Below are 19287 nucleotides of genomic sequence, written 5' to 3' on the forward strand. Positions count from 1 at the left end.
ATGATGGACCCATGAGGCTCGTCACCGTCGCGCACGGCACCCGCAAGTCCTCCGGCAACGCCATCGCCGCCGAGCTCACCGCTCACGCCGCCCAGCGGCTGGGCGTGGAGGCGGTGTGCTCCTACGTCGAGCTGTGCGACCCGCTGTTCGCGGAGGTGGTGGCGGGCTCGCGCGAGCCGACGGTGGCCGTGCCGCTGCTGCTGTCCACGGGTTTCCACATCCGCACCGACCTGCCCGAGATGGCGGAGCGCGCCGGCGGGCCGCTCACCCTGGGCCGGCCGTTCGGCCCGCACCGCCAGGTCGCGCGGGCGCAGGCGGCGCGCCTGCTCGAGGCGGGCGCCACCCCGGGGTCGCGGGTGGTGCTGGTCGCCGCCGGCTCCTCCGACGAGCTCGCCACCCGCGACCAGGAGCGCGCGGCGGAGCTGCTGGCCGCCGAGTGGCGCGGCGAGGTGGTGGTCGCGACCCTCACCGCGCGCGGCGCGCGGCCCGCCGAGGTGGTCCGCGACGGTGACGTCGTCTCGCCGTACCTGCTCTCGCCGGGCTACTTCGCCGACCGCGCCCGCCGCGAGTCCCTCGACGCCGGCGCGGCGCTCGTCGCCGACGTCCTCGGCGTCCACCCGCTGCTCGTCGACCTGCTCTGCGCGCGCTACGAGGCCCTCGCCGCGGCCGTCGCCGGTCCGCCCCGCGCGGCGGGCTGACCGGGCCCCCGCGACCCGCGCCTCAGGTGAGCAGGCGCGTGAGCGGGTCGATCGCGAAGTAGAGGACGAAGAGGATCGCGATCACCCACATCAGCGGGTGGATGGCGGCGACCTTGCCGCGCACCAGCTTGATCAGGACCCAGGCCAGGAACCCGGCGCCGATGCCGACGGTGATGGAGTAGGTGAACGGCATCAGCACGATCGTGAGGAACGCCGGGATGGCGATCTCGACGTCGTCCCAGTCGATGCCCTTGACCTGCTGCATCATCAGGAAGCCGACGAGCACGAGCGCGGGCACGGCGGCCTCGAGCGGGATGATCGCCACCAGGGGCGAGAGGAACGTCGCGAGCAGGAACAGCACGCCGGTGACGATCGAGGCGAGCCCGGTGCGGGCGCCCTCGCCGACGCCGGAGGCGGACTCGATGTAGGAGGTGTTGGACGAGACGCCGGCTGCGCCACCGGCGGCGGCGGCGAGGGAGTCGACGACGAGGATCTTGCGGGTGCCGGGCGGGACGCCGTCCTCGTCGAGCAGGCCGGCCTCGGCGCCGATGGCCGTCATCGTGCCCATGGTGTCGAAGAAGTCCGCGAGCAGCAGCGTGAACACCAGCAGCAGCACCGCCACCACCCCCAGCTCGCGGAACGAGCCGAGGAGGTTGAACTCGCCGAGGGTGGAGAAGTCCGGCACGTCGACGACCGAGGACGGCAGCGTCGGCACGGTCAGGCTCCAGCCGCCGGGACCCTCCACCGCGGGCCCCAGCGAGAGCGAGGCCTCGATGACGATGGCCAGCACCGTCGTGGCGACGATCGCGATGAGGATCGAGCCCCTCACCTTGAGCACCCACAGGGCGACGACCAGGACGAGGCCGACCGCGAAGACCAGCACCGGCCACCCGGAGAGCTGGCCGCCGCCGCCGAGCTGGACCGGCACGGTGGTGTTGGCGGCGTCGGGCACGCGGGTCACGAAGCCGGCGTCGACGAAGCCGATCAGCGCGATGAACAGCCCGATGCCGACGGAGATCGCGACCTTCAGCTGCTGGGGCACGGCGTGGAAGACGGCCTCCCGGAACCCGGTCAGCACGAGCACCAGGATGATCAGCCCCTCCAGCACGACCAGGCCCATCGCGTCCGCCCACGTCATCTGCGAGGCGATCGCGAACGCGACGAACGCGTTGAGGCCCAGGCCGGCGGCGAGCGCGAGCGGGTAGTTGGCGACCGCGCCCATCAGGATGGTGAGGGTCCCCGCGACCAGGGCGGTCCCGGCGGCGATCGCGGCAATGTTGCCGACCCCGTCACCGCCGCCGAGGTAGGCCCCGGTCGCGTCGGGCGCCGAGCCGAGGATCAGCGGGTTGAGCACGATGATGTAGCTCATCGTGAAGAAGGTGACGAGCCCGCCGCGCACCTCCCGCGCCAGGGTCGATCCGCGCTCGGTGATCTTGAAGTAGCGGTCCAGGACGTCCACGGGGGCTCAGCCTGGCAGAGGTGTGTTGCGGCCGGGTTTCGGTGTCCGCGGCACGGGCCGGCGGGTCAGCCCTGCGCAAGTCGTCAGGGCCGAGTCGTCAGGGCCGGGCGGACTCCGGGGTGTGCAGGCGGGCGAGGAACCGCCGGGCGTGCGGGGGCACCCGGTCGGCGGTGAGCAGGGAGACCCCGACCATCACGAGCACCGCGAGCGGGACGCTCCATGCCGCGGGCTGCTCGAGCAGGGCGCCGGTCCAGCCGCCGCGGGTCCCGGTGAGCAGGGTCGCGCCGATCGCCGCACCGCAGCCGCAGCCGCCCACGACCAGCCCCGCGACCGCCCCGGCCGCCGTGAGCCCCCGCCACCAGATGCCGAGGACCAGCAGCGGGCAGAAGGTCGACGCCGCCATCGCGAACGCCAGGCCCACCGACCGGGCCACCCCGACGTCGGGGGTGAGCAGGCTGACCGCGAGGGGCACGACGACGGCGAGCACGGCACCGACCCGGAACGCGCCGATCCCGCTGAGGCCGTCGCCCTCGCGTCCGCGCAGCAGCCGCGAGCGGCCCACCACGTCCTGGCCGAGCACGCCGGCCACCGCGACCGCGAGGCCCGAGGAGGTCGACAGGAACGCCGCGAAGGCCCCGGCCGTCACCAGCGCCGTCAGCAGCTCGCCGGCGAGGCCCGGCAGCACGACGCGGGGCAGCTCGAGCACCAGCACGTCGGCGCGCCCGGCGGCGGCCAGCCCCTCGCCGTACACGCGGCCGAGGAAGGCGTACGCCGGGGGCAGCAGGTAGAACACGCCCAGCAGCACCAGCACCGCCAGGGTCGTGCGGCGCGCCGCGCCCCCGTCGGGGTTGGTGTAGAAGCGCACCACGACGTGCGGCAGACCCATGGTGCCGAGGAACGTGGCCACGATCAGCGAGTACGTCGCGTACAGGCCCGGCCCGCCGCCCGACGCGATCGGCAGGGACCAGGCCGCGGTGTCGGGCGCCGAGGCGGGGGCGGGCGCGCCGTCGCCGACCCAGACCACGAGCAGGACCGCCAGCGGCACGAGCAGGGCGGTCAGCTTCAGCCAGTACTGGAAGGCCTGCACGAACGTGATCGAGCGCATCCCGCCGGAGCCGACCCCGACCAGCACGACGGCGCCGACCACGACCGGGCCCACCCACCGGGGGGCGCCGACGGACGCGGCGAGGGTGATCCCGGCGCCCTCGAACTGCGGAAGCAGGTAGAGCCAGCCGACGGCCACCACCAGCACCGAGCAGACGGCCCGCACCGTGCGCGAGCCGAAGCGCGCCTCGGCGAAGTCCGGCAGCGTGTACGCCCCCGAGCGGCGCAGCGGCGCGGCGACCAGCACGAGCAGGAGCAGGTAGCCGGCGGTGAACCCGACCGGGTACCAGAGCATGTCGGCGCCGAAGACCAGCAGCAGACCGGCCACGCCGAGGAACGAGGCGCCGGAGAGGTACTCGCCGCCGATCGCGGAGGCGTTCAGGCCCGGGCGCACCGAGCGGGAGGCGACGAAGAAGTCGCTGGTGGTGCGGGAGAAGCGCTGCCGCCAGGTGCCGATCGCGAGGGTCGCGACGGTGACCAGGACGACGCCGACCACGCCGGGGAGGACGTCCACCTAGCCCCGCCGCTCCCGGACGAGGTCGGTGTAGTCCCGCTCGTGGCGCTCCGCGCGCCGCAGGTAGGACCAGCCCAGGCCCACCAGCAGCGGGTAGACCGCGACGCCGAGCAGCGCCCAGGGCAGCGACACGCCCCCGACCTCGACGTCCGCGAGCCCGGGCGCGAGGTGGAACACCGCCGGCAGCGAGGCGACCAGCACCAGCAGCACGGCCACGACCCGGGCCGCCAGCCGGCGCTGCTCCCGCAGCAGCGAGGCGAGGTAGACCCCGCCCAGCGCGGTGTCGTCGTCGGGGTCGGTCGCGGACGCGCGCGGCCGGGTACGCCGCGGCGGCCCCGTCACCCGCACCCGCTGCGGCCGTGGCTCACTCACGCCCGCTCACCCGCCCCGGTGGTCGAGCGCACGACGACCGGTCACGGGGTGCCCGCTCGGCCGGTCAGGAGCTCGCGGAGCTCGCGGGAGTGGCGGCGGGCCACGGCGAGCTCGACGGGTCCGCCCGGTCCGGTGCCGGCGCCGAGGACGACGCTGGTGCGCCCGCCGACGGTGCGCAGCTCGGTGACGTGGGCCAGCGAGACGAGCAGGGACCGGTGGACGCGGACGAACCCGTCGGCGGCCCACTGCTCCTCCAGCGTGGACAGTGGGGTGCGCAGGAGGTAGGCGTCGTCCGCGGTGTGCAGGCGCGCGTAGTCGCCGTGGGCCTCGACGTGGGTGACCTCGGCGCGGTCCAGGAACCGGGTCACGCCGCCCCGCTCGACCCGCACCGTGGCGCCGGGCGGGGCGCCGCGCTCGCCGGCCTCGCGGGCCGCGACCACCCGTCGTACGGCCTCGGCGAGACGCTCGGCCCGCACGGGCTTGAGGACGTAGTCGACGGCGCGGAGGTCGAAGGCCTCGACGGCGTGCTGGTCGTGGGCGGTGACGAACACGACCGGAGGAGGGGCGGGCAGCCGGGCGACCTCGGCGGCGAGGTCCAGGCCGGTCGTGCCGGGCATCTGCACGTCGAGCACGAGGCAGTCGACCTCGCCGGCGTGGAGGTGGCGCAGCGCCTCGCCCGCGGAGGCGACGCAGACGACGTCGGCGACCCGGTCGTCGCGGCCGAGGAGGTAGGCCAGCTCGTCGCGGGAGGGCTGCTCGTCGTCGACGACGAGGGCGCGCAGTCCCGGGCCCTCGGCGCTCACGTGCTCACCCCCGGGGAGAACTTCGGCACGCGCACCAGCACCCGCGTCCCCGCGCCCGGTGCGGTCTCCACGACGAGGCCGTAGTCGTCGCCGAACGTCGTGCGCAGCCGCGCGTCGACGTTGCCGAGACCGACCGAGTCGAGGCCGGCGTCCCCGGCGAGCGCCCGTCGCACCCGCTCGGGGTCCTCGCCCACGCCGTCGTCCTCGACCTCGATCAGGCACTCGGTGACCCGGTCGTGGGCCACGATCCGGATGTGGCCCACGCCCTCGGCGGCCTCGAGGCCGTGACGCACGGCGTTCTCCACGAGCGGCTGCACGCACAGGAACGGCACGGCGACCCCGAGCACCTCCGGCGCGACGTTGAGGGTGACCTGGAGCCGCTCCCCGAACCGCGCCTGCTCGAGCAGCAGGTAGCGCTCCACCGAGCGCAGCTCCTCGGCGAGCGTCGTGAACTCGCCGTGGCGCCGGAAGGAGTAGCGCGTGAAGTCGGCGAACTCCAGCAGCAGCTCACGAGCCCGGTCGGGGTCGGTGCGCACGAAGCTCGCGATCGCCCCCAGCGAGTTGTAGATGAAGTGGGGGCTGATCTGGGCGCGCAGCGCCCGCACCTCGGCCTCCATCAGGCGCGTGCGGGACGCGTCGAGCTCGGCGAGCTCGAGCTGCCCGGCGACCCAGCGGGCGACCTCGTCGGTGGCCCGCGCCAGGCCCGCGGTGGGACGGGTCGCGAAGGCCTGCAGCGTGCCGACGACCCGCTCGTCCACCACGAGCGGCGCGACGACGGCGTGCCGCACCGGGCAGGCCAGCTCGTCGCAGCCGAGCAGCGACCGGTCGCCGGTGCGCGTCGTCCCGTGACGGACGACGGGCTGGGCCAGGTCGGCGCAGGCGTCGGCGTGGTGCGCCCCCGCGCCGTCCCACGCGAGGACGCCGGAGGAGTCGGTGAGCGCCACGGCCGGGGCGCCGAGCAGCGCGCGCAGGTGGCGGATGCTGCGCTCCGCGCTGGTCGCGGTCAGCCCCTCGCGCAGGGCGGGGGAGGCCAGGGAGGCGGTGTGGAGCGTGCGGAAGGTGGCCCGGTCGGCCTCCGTGCCGAGGTCGGTCCTGCGGGTCCGGGTGCGCACGCGCGCACGCTACTCCCCGCCGACCCCGACGACCGGGTCCCGCGGGCCCTCCACCGGTGCGCGCGGGGTGGTCCTAGCGTGGCCCCGTGAGCACCCCCGCCCCGAGCCCCGGCGCCGTCCTGGACGACCTCGCCTCCCTCGAGGGGGTCGCCTCCGGGCTGGCCGCCGCCCGCGACGGCCTCGACGCCGTGCTGCGCGACCGCGGCCTGCGACGGACCGCGCCCGGCCTGACCTCGGAGTCCCTGCTGCGGGGGGCCGCGGCGTCGGCCACGCTCGAGGGGTCCGCCTCCAGCGCGGCCCAGGTCCGCGACGGCGACGGCGACGAGCCCGCCCGGGCCGCCGTGCGGGTCTCCACCGAGCTGCTGGGACTGGTGCCCGTCCTCCAGCGCTCGCCCCTGCAGGCGCTCGCTCGTCTGCACAGCCTCGCGGGCGCCGAGAGCCTCGACGCCGAGCAGCTCGGCCGGCCGCGCGACGCCGAGGCCGCGCGCCGGCTGCGGGACCTCGCCGCGCTCCTCGCCGCGACCTCGCCGGCCCCCGCGATGCTGCTCGCCGCGCTCGTGCACGCCGAGGTCGCCACCGCCGCGCCGTTCGCCTCCCACAACGGCGTCGTCGCCCGCGCCGCCGAGCGCCTCGTGCTCGCCGCCCGCCGCGTCGACGAGAAGTCCCTCGCCGTGCCCGAGGCCGGCCACCTCGCCCTGCGCCCGGCGTACGAGTCGAACCTGCGCGGCTACCGCGACGGCGGCGCCGCCGGCGTCCACGCCTGGCTGCTCTACGCCGGCGAGGCGTACTCCCGCGGCGTCGAGGCCAGCCCGCTGGTCACGGCGCCGGAGTAGGTCCGGAGTCGGGGGTCGGGGGCCGGGACGCCAGCGCGGTCGGTGTCGGCGGTCGGGTCACCGGGTCTCGACCCGCTGACGCGACCTCGTTCCTCGGTCGCGTCGCTCGCTCGACCTCCTCGGGTCGTGACGCCCGCTCCTCCGTCGCGGGCGTCACGCCTCGGACAGCACGACGCCCGGTCCGTGGGGACCGGGCGTCGTGTCACACGTGACTCGGGGCTACCAAGCGTGCATCTCTGTGCCGCCGGCGGGCGTGCCGCCGGTCGTGCTCCCAGGTGCGATGGGTGGGCGCCGCGTGGGTACCCCGTCACGTGTCGACTGTGGACTTGTCAGGTCAGGTCTACGCCTGTCGGGGGACCCGCGCAAGGGTTGACTTCGGTCGGCCTTCGTGCGTGACCTGGGTCACACGGCGCGGTCGGCGAGGTTGGCGGAGACCTGTCGCAGCAGGCCCTGCAGGGCGTCGACCTGGTCGACGTCCAGCCCGAGCAGGTCGGCGATGTGGCAGCGCACGCCCTCGCGCACGTCGCGCAGCGAGTCGCCGCGCCCGGTGAGGCGCACCGTGACCGACCGCTCGTCGATGAGGCTGCGCTCGCGGACCAGGAGCCCCGCCTCCTCCATCCGCCGCAGCAGCGGCGTGAGGGTCGCGTGGTCGAGCCGGAGCGTGGACGCCAGGTGCTTGATGGAGCAGGCGCCGCGGTCCCACAGCACCACGAGGACGAGGTACTGCGGGTAGGTGAGACCGAGCTCGGAGAGCACGGGCCGGTAGGCGGCGGTCACGGAGCGCGAGGCGGCGTACAGGTCGAAGCAGACGAGCTCGTCGAGCCCGTCGGCCGTGGTGCACGCGCCCGACGTCGTGCCCGTGGGCGCCGCGCCCGTGCCCGGGGGCCGAGGGTGCGAGATGGACATGACTTGATTCTACGCCGTGCGCGAGTAACTTGTGTACAAGACATCGTTGTCGACCCAGAGGAGATGCTCATGCCCACTCGTACCGCTCGCACCGCGTGGAACGGCGGACTGCAGGACGGTTCCGGCCAGGTCGAGCTGTCCAGCTCGAAGGTCGGCACCTACGACGTGTCGTTCCCGAAGCGCGCGGCCGACGAGGCCGGGGGCACCACCAGCCCCGAGGAGCTCATCGCCGCGGCGCACTCCGCCTGCTACGCGATGCAGCTCTCGGCGTTCGTCGCCGAGGCCGGTGGCACCCCGCAGGCGCTCGACGTCAAGGCCGACGTCTCCCTCGGTGAGGACCCGGCCGGCGGGTTCAAGCTGACCGGCATCACCCTCACCGTGCGCGGCGAGGTCGAGGGCCTCGACGAGGCCGGCTTCACCGCCGCCGCCGAGAAGGCCAAGGAGGGCTGCCCCGTGAGCAAGGCCCTCACCGGCGTCGAGATCACCCTCGACGCCTCCCTGGAGTCCTGAGCCGCTCCACGCACGACGCGTGACCTGAGCCCGGGCTCCCCACGCACGACCCGGACCGGCGTCCGGCCCCCGCGCCACGCCGGTCCGGGTCCTCGTGCGTCCGGACCCGGCGCTCAGGGCCTCCCGCTCAGGGCCTCCGGCGGCGCGCGGCGGCCCACGCCAGGCCGCCCAGCGCGGTGGCGCCGCCGAGGCCGAGCGCGGCGAGCGCGGGTCGGCCGCCGGGCAGCGGCACGCGACGGCGCAGCGCCACCGGCTTGTCGAACACGAGCACCGGCCAGCGCCGTTCGGCCGCGACCCGGCGCAGGTCCTTGTCGGGGTTGACCGCGTGGGGGTGGCCGACCGCGTCGAGCATCGGCACGTCCGTGATCGAGTCGCTGTAGCCGAAGCAGCGGTCGAGGTCGTAGCCCGTCTCCGCGGCCAGGGCCCGCACCGCGACCGCCTTCTCCTCGCCGTACGCGTAGTACTCGATCTCGCCGGTGTAGTGCCCGTCGACGATCTCCAGGCGCGTGGCGACGACCCGGTCCGCGCCCAGCATCGCGCCGATCGGCCCCACCACCTCGATGCCCGAGGTCGAGACGATGACCACGTCGCGCCCGGCCAGGTGGTGCTCCTCGATCAGCGAGACCGCCTCGTCGTAGACCAGGGGGTCCACGACGTTGTGCAGCGTGTCGGCGACGATCTCGCGGACCGTGGCCACGTCCCAGCCCGCGCAGAGCTGCGACATGAACGCCCGCATCTTCTCCATCTGGTCGTGGTCGGCGCCGCCGACCAGGTAGACGAACTGGGCGTACGCCGAGCGCAGCACCGCGCCGCGGGAGATCAGGCCGCCGGCCTGGAAGGGCTTGCTGAACGCGAGCGTGCTCGACTTCGCGATGATCGTCTTGTCGAGGTCGAAGAACGCGGCGGTACGTGTCGCCGGGGCCGGCATGGCCCGAGTGTAGGCGGGCCGGTCGGCCTCCACAGCCGCCTCGGTGCCCGGGCCGTCCCCAGGCCCGGCGCCGGGACGGCCCGGGGACGTGCGGGGCGGGGCAGCCTCGCCCCATGACCCGACCGTTGCTGCTCACCGCCGACGAGACCCTGCGCGACGAGATGCTGCGCCTCAGCGCCGCGGCCGGCGCGGCCCCGGAGGTGGCTCGCGACCCGGCGGCGGTGCTGCGCTCCTGGTCCGCGGCCCCCGTGGTCCTCGTGGGCGCCGACCTGGCCGAGCGCGCCGCCGCCTGCGCACCGCCGCGGCGACGGGAGGTGCACGTCGTGGGCTGGGACGCGGTGGACCCCGGCGTGCTGCGGGCCGCGCTCGACCTCGGGGCGGAGGGGGTCTGCGAGCTGCCGCACGGGGAGGGCTGGCTGGTCGAGCGGCTCACCGACCTCGCCGACGCGCGCGAGTCGCGCCACGTCCTGGCCCCGGCGCTCGGGGTGGTCGGCGGCCGCGGGGGAGCGGGGGCGACGACGCTGGCCTGTGCGCTCGCGCAGGTCGCCGCCGAGCGCGGGCCCTGCCTGGTCCTCGACGCCGATCCGCTCGGACCCGGCGCCGACCGGGTGCTCGGCCTCGAGGACGTCGCCGGGGTCCGCTGGGACGCCCTCGCCCACGCCGGGGGGCGGCTCGGGGCCACCTCGCTGCGCGAGGCCGTCCCGGCCCGTGCCGGTCTCGGGGTCCTGAGCTGGCCCGCGGAGAGCGTGACCCTGGCGCCGACCGCCGCCGCCGAGGCGCTCTCCGCGGCGCGCCGCGGGCACGACCTGGTGGTCGTCGACCTGCCCCGCCGCGGCCCGGGCGCCGACGACCTCGCCGCCCGCTGCGACCGCGTCCTGGTCGTGACCACCTCCAGCGTCCCCGCGCTCGCCTCGACCGTGCGCACCTGCGAGCAGCTGGGCGACGGCACCGGGCTCGTCGTCCGCGGTCGGGGCCCGGACCACCGCGAGATCGAGCGCGTCACCGGCGTCGTGGTCCTCGGCTCGCTCCCCGAGCAGCGGGGCCTCGCGGAGGCCGTCGACCTCGGCCTCGGGCCGGTGCGCAGCCGGCGCTCACCACTCGCCCGCGCGGCGCGCCGGCTGCTCGACGCCTGCCTCGCCGACCTCGTCGTGGGCCGGGCCGCATGAGCGGCGCCGGACCGGCGGCCGGCGCGGACCTGGTCGCCGACCTCGTCGAGACCGTCCGCGACCGCCTCGCCCGCGAGCCCGGGGACCTCACGCCCCACCGCGTCGCCGCCGCGCTGCGCGGGACGGGGCGACCGGTGGGCGACGCGACCGTCCTGGCCGTCCACGAGGTGCTGCGCCGCGACGTCGTCGGCGCCGGGCCGCTCGAGCCTCTGCTGCGCACCCCGGGCGTCACCGACGTGCTCGTCAACGGCGCGGGCCAGACGTTCCTCGACCGCGGCCACGGCCTCGAGCCGGCCGGGGTCGCCTTCGGCTCGGAGGCCGCCGTACGACGGCTCGCGCAGCGGCTCGCCTCGACCGCGGGCCGCCGGCTCGACGACGCCACGCCCCACGTCGACGTCCGGCTCCCCGACGGCACGCGGTTCCACGCCGTGCTCGCCCCGGTCGCCCGGCCCGGCACCGTGCTGTCGCTGCGGGTGCCGCGGGCCCGCTCCTTCACCCTCGAGGAGCTGGTGGCCGCCGGCTCCGTGGGTGAGGCGGCCGCCCGGGTGCTGCGCGAGCTCGTCGCGGCGCGCGCCGCCTTCCTCGTCTCCGGCGGCACCGGCACCGGCAAGACCACCCTGCTGGCCGCGCTGCTGTCGACCGTGGCGCCCGCCGAGCGGCTCGTGCTCGTCGAGGACGCCAGCGAGCTGCGACCCGACCACCCCCACGTCGTGGGTCTCGAGGCCCGCCCGCCCAACATCGAGGGTGCCGGCGAGATCACGCTGCGCACCCTCGTGCGCCAGGCGCTGCGGATGCGGCCCGACCGGCTCGTGGTGGGCGAGGTCCGCGGCGCCGAGGTCGTCGACCTCCTCGCGGCGCTCAACACCGGCCACGAGGGCGGGTGCGGCACGCTGCACGCCAACTCCGCCGCCGACGTCCCGGCGCGGGTCGAGGCGCTCGCGCTGGCTGCCGGGCTCCCGCGCGAGGCCGCCCACAGCCAGCTCGCGTCGGCGCTCGACGCCGTGCTGCACCTCGCCCGGCGCGCCGACGGGGTGCGCTACCTGCGCGAGGTCGCCGTGCCGGTCCGGGACGCCGCCGGCCTGGTCAGCGCGGTGCCGGCGCTGATCTTCGACGGCGACGGGGCGGTGCGCACGGGGCCGGGGGTCGAGCACCTCGAGGAGAGGCTCGCGCGGTGAGCGCACCGCCGGCGGTGGCGGATCTCCCGGGCCCGGCGGTGCTGGTGGCGGCGACCGCGGCGGCCCTCGCGGTCGCCCTGGTCGCGCCGCTGATGCCGCGCCCCGCGGCGCTGGGGACGGGTGCGCCGCGGCCACGGCCGTCGTCGCGCGCGGCGCCGGTCGTGCTCGGTGGGGCGGCGACCGCAGCGGTCCTGCTCGGGCTCCCGGTCCGTGCGGTGGTGCTCGGCGTGGTGCTGGCGAGCGCCGTCTGGGCCGGCCACGGGCTCGTCGTGCGGCGCCGGGCCCGCGCCGAGGCGGCCCGGACGGCCGAACGGGTGCGGGAGTCGTGCGAGGCCCTCGCCGCCGACCTCCGCTCCGGCCGGCCGGCGGGGCCCGCCCTCGAGCGCGCCTGCGAGGCGTGGCCGCCGCTGGCTCCCGTGGCCGCGTCGTACGCCGTGGGCGCGGACGTGCCGGCGGCGCTGCGGGCGCTCGCCGGCCAGCCGGGCTGCGGGGACCTGCGCACGGTGGCCGCCGCCTGGGAGGTCGCGCACCGCACCGGCCACGGCCTGGCCGGTGCGGTGTCCCGGGTCGCCGACGGCGTCCGGTCGCGGCAGGCGACCCGGCGCGTCGTCACCTCGGAGCTCGCCTCGGCCCGCTCCACCGCCCGGCTCCTCGCCGTCCTGCCCGTCGCGGCCCTCCTGATGGGGACGGGCGCCGGCGGGGACCCGTGGCGCTTCCTGCTCACGACCGGCGTCGGGCTCGCCTGCCTCGCGGGCGGGCTCGCGCTGGCGCTGGCGGGCCTGTGGTGGATCGAGGCCCTCGCCGACGACGTCGAGGCCGGGCCGTGAGCGGCGCAGCGCTGCTGTGCGTCCTCGCGACCGCGGGCCTGGTCGGCCTCGCCGGACCGCGACCCGCTCGCGCCGCCGGGCTGCGGCGTCCGCCGGCCGCGGCCGGGCCGCCACCCGCGCGGCGCGACCTCCTGCGGCGCCTGCGGCTGGGGTGGGCGGCCTGCGCGGGAGCGGGGGCCTGGGCCGTGGTCCCCGGCGCGCTGGCCCCGGTCGCGGCCCTGGCCGTCGCGGCGGTGGTCTGGACGGTCGCCTCGCGGGCGGAGCCCTCGGGGGCACGGCGGGCCCGCGAGGCCGCCCGCCGCGACCTGGCCGCGCTCGTGGACCTGCTGGCCGGTGCCCTCGTGGCGGGCGCACCGCCCGGGATGGCGGTGCAGGTGGTCGCCGAGGCGCTGCCCGGTCCGGCCGCGGACCGGCTCGCCGCCGTGCGGCTGCGGCTCGACCTCGGCGTCGACCCCGCCCAGGTCTGGTCCGACCTCGCCGACGACCCCGTCCTCGCCCCGCTCGGCCGCACCCTGGCCCGGGCCCACGCCAGCGGTGCCTCCGTCGCCGACGGCGTCTCCCGCCTGGCCGAGGACCTCGACCGCCAGGCCCGCGCCGAGATCGAGGACCGCGCCCGCGCCGTCGGGGTCCGCGCCGCCCTGCCCCTGGGCGTCTGCCTGCTCCCCGCCTTCCTCCTGCTCGGCGTGGTCCCGATGGTCGCCGGCCTCGTCGGGGGGCTCCTGCGCTGACGAGTCGGCCCGGGTGCGCAGCCGGAGGGTGCCGAGTCGGCCCGGGTGCGCAGCCGGAGGGCGCCGAGCCGGCCCGGGTGCGCTGCCGGAGGGCGCCGAGCCGGCCCGGGTGCGCTGCCGGAGGGCGCCGAGCCGGCCCGGGTGCGCTGCCGGAGGGCGCCGAGTCGGCCCGAGCTCCCGGGCCGTCCGTCGTCCACCGCGGCGCGGTCGGCCGGGTCGTGCACAGGCAGGCGGCGGCCGCCCCCGTAGCCCCCTGCGGTCGGCGCAGGGTCGGACCCGACGGTCGCACCGAGCGACCGCACGAACACCAGGAGGCACCATGAGGACCCGACGCACACCCCTCACGACCCGCGGCTCGACCCGTCGTACCGACGAGCGCGGCATCACCACCGCCGAGTACGCCGTGGGCACCGCCGCCGGCGCCGGACTCGCGGGCCTGCTCTACACCCTGCTGACCGGTGGTTTCGGCAACAGCCTGCTGCGCACGCTGTTCGACCACGTGCTCGGGCTGCTGGGCATCGGGTGAGTCCTGGCGAGCCGCGGCGGCCCGGGCGAGACCGTCCGCCCCGTAGGCGCGACGAGCGTGGGGCGGTGACCGCCGAGACCGCGATGGCGCTGCCCGTCCTGGTCGCCGTGACCATCGGTCTGGTCTGGCTGCTGTCGGTGGGTCTCGCCCAGGTGCGCGTCGTCGATGCGGCCCGGGAGACCGCCCGCGCGGCGGCCCGGGGGGACGACGCGGGCGGGGCCCTCGAGATCGGGCGCCGGGTGGCGCCGCCCGGGGCCAGCGTCGACCTGGGGGTCGGCGGCGACGAGGTGCGGGCCGTCGTCACGGCCCCGGTCGTCGGCCCGGGAGGGGTCTTCGGCTTCCTGCCCACGGTGCAGGTCCGGGCGGAGGCGGTCACCGTGCCCGAGGCCCGGCCGTGACCACGGTCGGACCGGGGCGCGGCCGCGGCTCGCCCGGCGACCGGGAGGAGGGCGCGGCCACGGTGCTGGTCTGCGCCCTCCTCGCGGTGCTCCTGCTCGTCGGGGCCGCGCTCGGGGTCGTCGCGGCGATGGTCGCCGACCACCGGCGGGCGCAGGCCGCGGCCGACCTCGCGGCACTCGCCGCCGCGACCGTGCTCCAGCGCGGCGAGGACGCCTGCGGGACCGCCGCCCGGGTCGCGGCCGACAACGGGGCCCGGCTCGTCGCCTGCACGGTCGAGCAGCACGACGTGCTGGTCACCGCCGAGGTCACCGGGCCCCGATGGCTCGGGCAGACAGGTGACCTCGTCGGCCGCGCCCGTGCCGGTCCGGAGCCCGGGCCGGCCGGGTGAGCGACAGCGGTGCACGCAGCTGCCGACTCGGCGTGTCGGTGGTGCACGCAGCTGCCGACTCGGCGTGCCGGCGGTGCACGCAGCTGCCGAGTCGGCGTGGCGGCGGTGCACGCAGCTGCCGACTCGGCCTCAGGGGTGGTGGGCGAGGAGCGCGGTGAGGAGGCGGGCGGCGGCGGGCTTGTCGAGGGGGTTGTTCTGGTTGCCGCACTTGGGGGACTGCACGCACGAGGGGCAGCCGGTCTCGCAGGCACAGGAGTGGATGGTGTCGCGGGTGGCGGTGAGCCAGGCCCGCGCCACGTCGTACCCGCGCTCGGCGAAGCCCGCGCCTCCGGCGCGGCCGTCGTGGACGAAGACGGTCAGCTCGCCGGTGTCGGGGTGCAGGGCGGTCGAGACGCCGCCGATGTCCCAGCGGTCGCAGGTCGCGAACAGCGGCAGCAGCCCGATCGAGCAGTGCTCGGCGGCGTGGGCCGCGCCCGGGCGGTCGGCCGGGTCGAGACCGGCCGCGGCGAGCACCGGCTCGGGGACCGTCCACCACACGGCGTGCGTCTGCATGGTGCGCACCGGCAGGTCGAGCGGCTCCTCGCCGAGCACCTCGCCGCCGGGCCGGCGCCGCCGCAGGAACGCGACCACCTGGTGCGACACCTCGACGGTGCCGTGGGCGAGGCGGCACGGCCCCCAGGCCCGGGCGTCGGACTCCTCGACCACCCGGATGTCGGTGACCTCCCGCGCACTCGTCGAGTACGGCGGGTCCGCACGGTCCATGACCGCGACGTGGTCGTCGAGGTCCAGGGTCTCCACCAGCCAGCGCTCGCCGCGGTGCACGTAGACCGCGCCGGGGTGGACGGTGCCGTGGGCGCGGTCGCCGTCGACCGTGCCGACGACGCGGCCGGTCGCGGACTCCACCAGGGAGACCGCGGGCCCGCCCGTCGAGCGGAGGTCTGCGAGGTCGCAGGCCCGCCCGTCGGCGCTGCTGCCGGACCAGAACCAGCCGCGCGGACGCCGCCGCAGCAGGCCGGCGTCGACCAGTCGCCGGATCGCGTCGCGCGAGCCGGGCCCGAACAGCTCCAGGTCGGGCGCGGTCAGGGGAATCTCGTCGGCCGCGGCCGCGAGCTGCGGGCCGAGCACGTAGGGGTTGCACGGGTCGAAGACGTGGGCCTCGACCGGTCGGCCGAACAGGGCCTCCGGATGGGTGACGAGGTAGGTGTCCAGGGGGTCGTCGCGCGCGACGAGCACCCCGAGCGCGTCCTCGGCGCCACGGCCCGCGCGGCCGACCTGCTGCCAGAGCGCGGCGCGCGTGCCCGGGAAGCCGGCGACCAGCACCGCGTCGAGGCCCGACACGTCGATGCCGAGCTCGAGCGCGTTGGTGGCGGCCAGCCCGGTGAGCTCGCCGTCGCGCAGCGCCTGCTCGATCTCGCGGCGCTCCTCGGGCAGGTAGCCGCCGCGGTAGGACCCCACCTGCGACGGCAACGAGGGGTGCACCTCGGCCAGCAGGTCGGCCGCGGTCGCGGCGACCTGCTCGGCGCCCTGGCGGCTGCGCACGAACGCCAGCGTCGGCACGTCGGCGGCCACCAGGTCGGCGAGGAGGTCGGCGGTCTCCGAGGAGGCGGCCCGTCGCACGGGCGCGCCGTTCTCGCCGGTGTGGGTGCCGAGCGGCGGCTCCCACAGCGCCATCGCCACCTGGCCGTGGGGCGAGGCGTCGTCGGTCACCGCGCGCACGCCCAGCCCGGTCAGCCGCCCGGCGGTGTCGGCCGGGTCGGCGGCGGTCGCCGAGGCGAGCACGAACGTCGGCTCCGCCCCGTACGCCGCGGCCACCCGCCGCAGCCGCCGCACGACGAGCGCGACATGGGCGCCGAACACGCCGCGGTAGTGGTGGCACTCGTCGAGCACGACGTAGCGCAGCGACCCCCAGAAGCGGGCCCACCGCTCGTGGTCGGGCAGCAGCGAGCGGTGCAGCATGTCGGGGTTGGTCAGCACGTACTCGCCGTGCTCGCGGGTCCAGTCGCGCTGCTCGCGCGGGCTGTCGCCGTCGTGGGTCGTCGCCCGCACGTCGAGCCCCAGCGACGCCAGCGCCGCGAGCTGGTCCTGGGCGAGCGCCTTGGTGGGCGAGACGTAGAGGGTCGTCGCCCCGCGCTGGCCCCGTCGCCCGCGCGCCGCGAGCGACGCCGACAGGGCCGGCAGCTGGTAGGCGAGGGACTTGCCGGACGCCGTGCCGGTCGCGACCACCACGTGCTCGCCGCGCCACGCCGCGTCCGCCGCCTCCACCTGGTGCGCCCACGGCTCGCGGACCCCGCGCCCCTCGTACGCCGCCCGCACCCGCGGGTCGACCCACGCCGGCCAGGCCGCGGGGACGGCCTCGCGGGCCGGCAGCAGCTCCAGGTGGGTCAGCCGCTCGTCGCGGCCGGAGGGGCCCACGAGGTGCGCCAGCAGGGCGTGCGCGTCGCGCGCCCGGGCGTGGCGGAGCGGGGAGGTGGTCACGTGCGCGAGTCTTGCAGGGCGGACCGACACCGCCGTAGCACTGCGCCGCCGGCCGGGACCGTGGTTTGATACCCCTGGCACACCCGGGGGGGTCGGTGGCCGCGCGCTGGACCGCTCTCCTCGGGACGCCCACGCGACGATGGGGGAGACCCGGTGGACCTGACGCTCGAGACCCGTGACCTCGACGGTCGTGCCGTCGTCGTGGTCAGCGGCGAGGTCGACGTCTACACCGCCCCGCGCCTGCGCGACTGCCTGACCGAGCTCGTCTCGGCGGGCCACCGCCGCCTGGTCGTCGACATGACCGGCGTGGAGTTCCTGGACTCCACCGGCCTCGGCGTGCTCGTCGGCGGCCTGAAGAAGGTGCGCGCCGAGGACGGCTCGCTCGAGCTCGTCTGCTCCTCCGCGCGCCTGCTGCGGATCTTCTCGATCACCGGGCTGGCCTCGGTGTTCACGATCCACGACAGCACCGCCGCGCTGACCGCCGCCGGCTGAGCCGGTCCGGGCCGGTCCGGGCCGGTCCGAACGCGGGGAACGGGGCCTCTACCACGACACGCGGCGACCCGCTGCGCCGGGGTCTGTCCGACGTCGGACGGGCGTGGTTGTATGTCGGCGACCGTGAGACCTGCCTCACACGGGCCGCCACGGGCACCCACCGTCGTGCGGCTGGGCCGCGCGCCACCCCAGGAGGTCCTCATGTCAGGAGAGAACTCGGCGGTCGAGGTCGCGGGGGGCAACGCCGTCCTCGTGGCCGTGGTCGTGCTGATCGCGCTCGGCGCACTGGCGCTCGCGGTGGTCTTCCGCCGCCAGGTGCTGGCCGCGGGCGAGGGCAGCACGGCGATGCAGGAGATCGCCCGGGCGGTCCAGGAGGGAGCCAACGCCTACCTCACGCGCCAGTTCCGGACGCTCGCCGTCTTCGCGGCGATCGCCTTCTTCGTGCTGCTGGCCCTGCCCGCGGACGACCTCGTGGTCCGAGCCGCCCGCTCGGTCGCCTTCCTCTTCGGCGCGGGCTTCTCGGCGTTCATCGGCTACATGGGCATGTCGCTGGCGGTGCGCGCCAACCTCCGCGTCGCGGCCGCCGCCGAGAGCGAGGGCCGCGACCCCGCCATGCACATCGGCTTCCGCACCGGCGCGACCGTCGGGATGGCGACCGTCGGGCTCGGGCTGCTCGGCGCCAGCGTGGTCGTGCTCGCCTTCCAGGACTCCGCCCCCGTCGTGCTCGAGGGCTTCGGCTTCGGGGCGGCGCTGCTGGCCATGTTCATGCGCGTCGGCGGCGGCATCTTCACCAAGGCGGCCGACGTCGGCGCGGACCTCGTCGGCAAGGTCGAGAACAACATCCCCGAGGACGACCCCCGCAACGCCGCCACCATCGCCGACAACGTGGGCGACAACGTGGGCGACTGCGCCGGCATGGCCGCCGACCTCTTCGAGTCGTACGCCGTGACGCTGGTCGCCGCGCTGATCCTCGGGTCGATCGCCTTCGGCGACGCGGGTCTGGTCTTCCCGCTGCTGGTGCCCGCGATCGGCGTGCTCACCGCGGTGGCCGGCGTCTTCCTCACGCGCCCCCGACCCGGTGAGAACGGCCTGACGACCATCAACCGCGCCTTCTACCTCTCCGCGGCCGCGGGCGCGGTCGGCTCGGCGGTGCTGGCCTTCCTGTACCTGCCGACGGACTTCGCCGACCTCACCGGGGCGGCCGTCAGCCCGCTCGACGAGCTGGCCGGCGTCGAGCCCAGCGGTAACCCGGCGCTGATCGCGGCGATCGCGGTCGTCATCGGCGTCGTCCTGGCCGCGGCGATCCTGGCGCTCACCGGCTACTACACCGGCACCGACTTCGCGCCGGTCAAGGACGTCGGCCGGACCTCGCTGACCGGCCCCGCGACCGTCATCCTCTCGGGGCTCTCCGTGGGCTTCGAGTCCGCGGTCTACACCACGCTCGTGATCGGTGCGGCGGTGTTCGGGGCGTTCCTGCTGGGCGCGGGGTCGCTGTCCATCGCCCTGTTCGCCGTCGCCCTCGCCGGCTGCGGGCTGCTGACGACCGTCGGCGTGATCGTCGCGATGGACACCTTCGGACCGGTCTCCGACAACGCGCAGGGCATCGCCGAGATGTCCGGCGACGTCAGCGAGGCGGGCGCGCAGATCCTCACCGAGCTCGACGCCGTCGGCAACACGACGAAGGCGATCACCAAGGGCATCGCGATCGCCACCGCGGTGCTCGCCGCGAGCGCCTTGTTCGGCTCCTACATCGGCACCGCGCTCGAGGCGGTGGAGCAGGCCGACCTGGGCCCCGAGGAGGGCAGCCGGTTCGTCACCGGGTTCTTCGTCTTCAGCCCCGACGTCCTCGTCGGCGTCCTGATCGGCGTCGCG

Annotated in this window: 20 protein-coding genes; 12 read left to right on the top strand and 8 right to left on the bottom strand. The window is 76.6% G+C overall.

The window, feature by feature from the left end; translation table 11 throughout:
- Positions 1 to 11 precede the first annotated feature (11 nt).
- Positions 12 to 698, top strand: a complete 687-nt coding sequence (locus ABD158_RS07040) for a sirohydrochlorin chelatase (RefSeq protein WP_344005546.1) — start codon at positions 12 to 14, stop codon at positions 696 to 698.
- A 22-nt stretch (positions 699 to 720) separates the two neighbouring features.
- Here the strand turns inward: ABD158_RS07040 and ABD158_RS07045 are convergent, their stop codons facing one another.
- The 5 genes from ABD158_RS07045 to ABD158_RS07065 all read right to left on the bottom strand — a co-directional run bounded on the left by ABD158_RS07045 (position 721) and on the right by ABD158_RS07065 (position 6062).
- Positions 721 to 2157 (bottom strand): NCS2 family permease, encoded by a 1437-nt coding sequence (locus tag ABD158_RS07045; RefSeq protein ID WP_344005548.1) that lies wholly within the window; start codon positions 2155 to 2157, stop codon positions 721 to 723.
- Between the two features lie 97 nt (positions 2158 to 2254).
- Entirely contained in the window at positions 2255 to 3775 is a 1521-nt protein-coding gene (locus ABD158_RS07050) for a sodium/solute symporter (protein WP_344005550.1), read from the bottom strand.
- Positions 3776 to 4147: a hypothetical protein gene (locus ABD158_RS07055; RefSeq protein ID WP_344005552.1), complete on the bottom strand. Its 372-nt coding sequence runs from the start codon at positions 4145 to 4147 to the stop codon at positions 3776 to 3778.
- Between the two features lie 41 nt (positions 4148 to 4188).
- On the bottom strand, positions 4189 to 4950 hold the full coding sequence (locus ABD158_RS07060; RefSeq protein WP_344005553.1) for a LytR/AlgR family response regulator transcription factor: 762 nt from the start codon (positions 4948 to 4950) through the stop codon (positions 4189 to 4191).
- Positions 4947 to 6062 carry a sensor histidine kinase gene (locus tag ABD158_RS07065; RefSeq protein ID WP_344005555.1) on the bottom strand — a complete coding sequence of 372 codons (1116 nt, stop codon included), beginning with the start codon at positions 6060 to 6062 and terminating at the stop codon, positions 4947 to 4949. Before ABD158_RS07065 ends, ABD158_RS07060 begins: the two co-directional genes overlap by 4 nt.
- A gap of 86 nt (positions 6063 to 6148) precedes the next feature.
- Here ABD158_RS07065 and ABD158_RS07070 point away from each other — a divergent pair, with 86 nt between their 5' ends.
- Positions 6149 to 6895 carry a Fic family protein gene (locus ABD158_RS07070; RefSeq protein WP_344005557.1) on the top strand — a complete coding sequence of 249 codons (747 nt, stop codon included), beginning with the start codon at positions 6149 to 6151 and terminating at the stop codon, positions 6893 to 6895.
- A gap of 402 nt (positions 6896 to 7297) precedes the next feature.
- On the opposite strand, the gene ABD158_RS07075 is transcribed toward ABD158_RS07070, so the two are convergent.
- Positions 7298 to 7801 (bottom strand): MarR family winged helix-turn-helix transcriptional regulator, encoded by a 504-nt coding sequence (locus tag ABD158_RS07075; protein ID WP_344005558.1) that lies wholly within the window; start codon positions 7799 to 7801, stop codon positions 7298 to 7300.
- Positions 7802 to 7870: 69 nt separating this feature from the next.
- Between ABD158_RS07075 and ABD158_RS07080 the strand changes: the two genes are divergently transcribed.
- The gene (locus ABD158_RS07080) at positions 7871 to 8311 is read left to right on the top strand and encodes an OsmC family protein (RefSeq protein WP_344005560.1); all 441 of its coding nucleotides are present in this window, start codon (positions 7871 to 7873) and stop codon (positions 8309 to 8311) included.
- A 127-nt stretch (positions 8312 to 8438) separates the two neighbouring features.
- On the opposite strand, the gene ABD158_RS07085 is transcribed toward ABD158_RS07080, so the two are convergent.
- The gene (locus tag ABD158_RS07085) at positions 8439 to 9239 is read right to left on the bottom strand and encodes an HAD family hydrolase (protein ID WP_344005562.1); all 801 of its coding nucleotides are present in this window, start codon (positions 9237 to 9239) and stop codon (positions 8439 to 8441) included.
- Positions 9240 to 9352: 113 nt separating this feature from the next.
- Here ABD158_RS07085 and ssd point away from each other — a divergent pair, with 113 nt between their 5' ends.
- From ssd to ABD158_RS07120, 7 genes are all read left to right on the top strand, one after another.
- Positions 9353 to 10405, top strand: coding sequence for a septum site-determining protein Ssd (gene ssd / locus ABD158_RS07090; protein ID WP_344005564.1), 1053 nt, complete (start codon positions 9353 to 9355; stop codon positions 10403 to 10405).
- On the top strand, positions 10402 to 11580 hold the full coding sequence (locus tag ABD158_RS07095) for a TadA family conjugal transfer-associated ATPase (RefSeq protein WP_344005566.1): 1179 nt from the start codon (positions 10402 to 10404) through the stop codon (positions 11578 to 11580). Before ssd ends, ABD158_RS07095 begins: the two co-directional genes overlap by 4 nt.
- On the top strand, positions 11577 to 12407 hold the full coding sequence (locus ABD158_RS07100; protein ID WP_344005568.1) for a type II secretion system F family protein: 831 nt from the start codon (positions 11577 to 11579) through the stop codon (positions 12405 to 12407). Before ABD158_RS07095 ends, ABD158_RS07100 begins: the two co-directional genes overlap by 4 nt.
- Positions 12404 to 13135, top strand: a complete 732-nt coding sequence (locus ABD158_RS07105) for a type II secretion system F family protein (protein ID WP_344005570.1) — start codon at positions 12404 to 12406, stop codon at positions 13133 to 13135. The genes ABD158_RS07100 and ABD158_RS07105 overlap by 4 nt, the downstream gene beginning before the upstream one ends.
- Before the next feature lie 319 nt (positions 13136 to 13454).
- Positions 13455 to 13661 carry a DUF4244 domain-containing protein gene (locus tag ABD158_RS07110; protein WP_344005572.1) on the top strand — a complete coding sequence of 69 codons (207 nt, stop codon included), beginning with the start codon at positions 13455 to 13457 and terminating at the stop codon, positions 13659 to 13661.
- A gap of 65 nt (positions 13662 to 13726) precedes the next feature.
- Positions 13727 to 14059, top strand: a complete 333-nt coding sequence (locus tag ABD158_RS07115; RefSeq protein ID WP_344005574.1) for a TadE family type IV pilus minor pilin — start codon at positions 13727 to 13729, stop codon at positions 14057 to 14059.
- Entirely contained in the window at positions 14056 to 14448 is a 393-nt protein-coding gene (locus ABD158_RS07120) for an Rv3654c family TadE-like protein (protein ID WP_344005576.1), read from the top strand. Before ABD158_RS07115 ends, ABD158_RS07120 begins: the two co-directional genes overlap by 4 nt.
- Before the next feature lie 129 nt (positions 14449 to 14577).
- Here the strand turns inward: ABD158_RS07120 and ABD158_RS07125 are convergent, their stop codons facing one another.
- The gene (locus ABD158_RS07125) at positions 14578 to 16923 is read right to left on the bottom strand and encodes a DEAD/DEAH box helicase (protein ID WP_344005578.1); all 2346 of its coding nucleotides are present in this window, start codon (positions 16921 to 16923) and stop codon (positions 14578 to 14580) included.
- Positions 16924 to 17076: 153 nt separating this feature from the next.
- Between ABD158_RS07125 and ABD158_RS07130 the strand changes: the two genes are divergently transcribed.
- Positions 17077 to 17415: an STAS domain-containing protein gene (locus tag ABD158_RS07130; protein ID WP_344005580.1), complete on the top strand. Its 339-nt coding sequence runs from the start codon at positions 17077 to 17079 to the stop codon at positions 17413 to 17415.
- A gap of 201 nt (positions 17416 to 17616) precedes the next feature.
- The coding region (locus ABD158_RS07135; protein WP_344005582.1) for a proton/sodium-translocating pyrophosphatase at positions 17617 to 19287 on the top strand (1671 nt) is incomplete at its 3' end.

It is taken from the genome of Nocardioides lentus (genome assembly GCF_039529515.1).
In the GTDB taxonomy this organism is placed as follows: domain Bacteria; phylum Actinomycetota; class Actinomycetes; order Propionibacteriales; family Nocardioidaceae; genus Nocardioides; species Nocardioides lentus.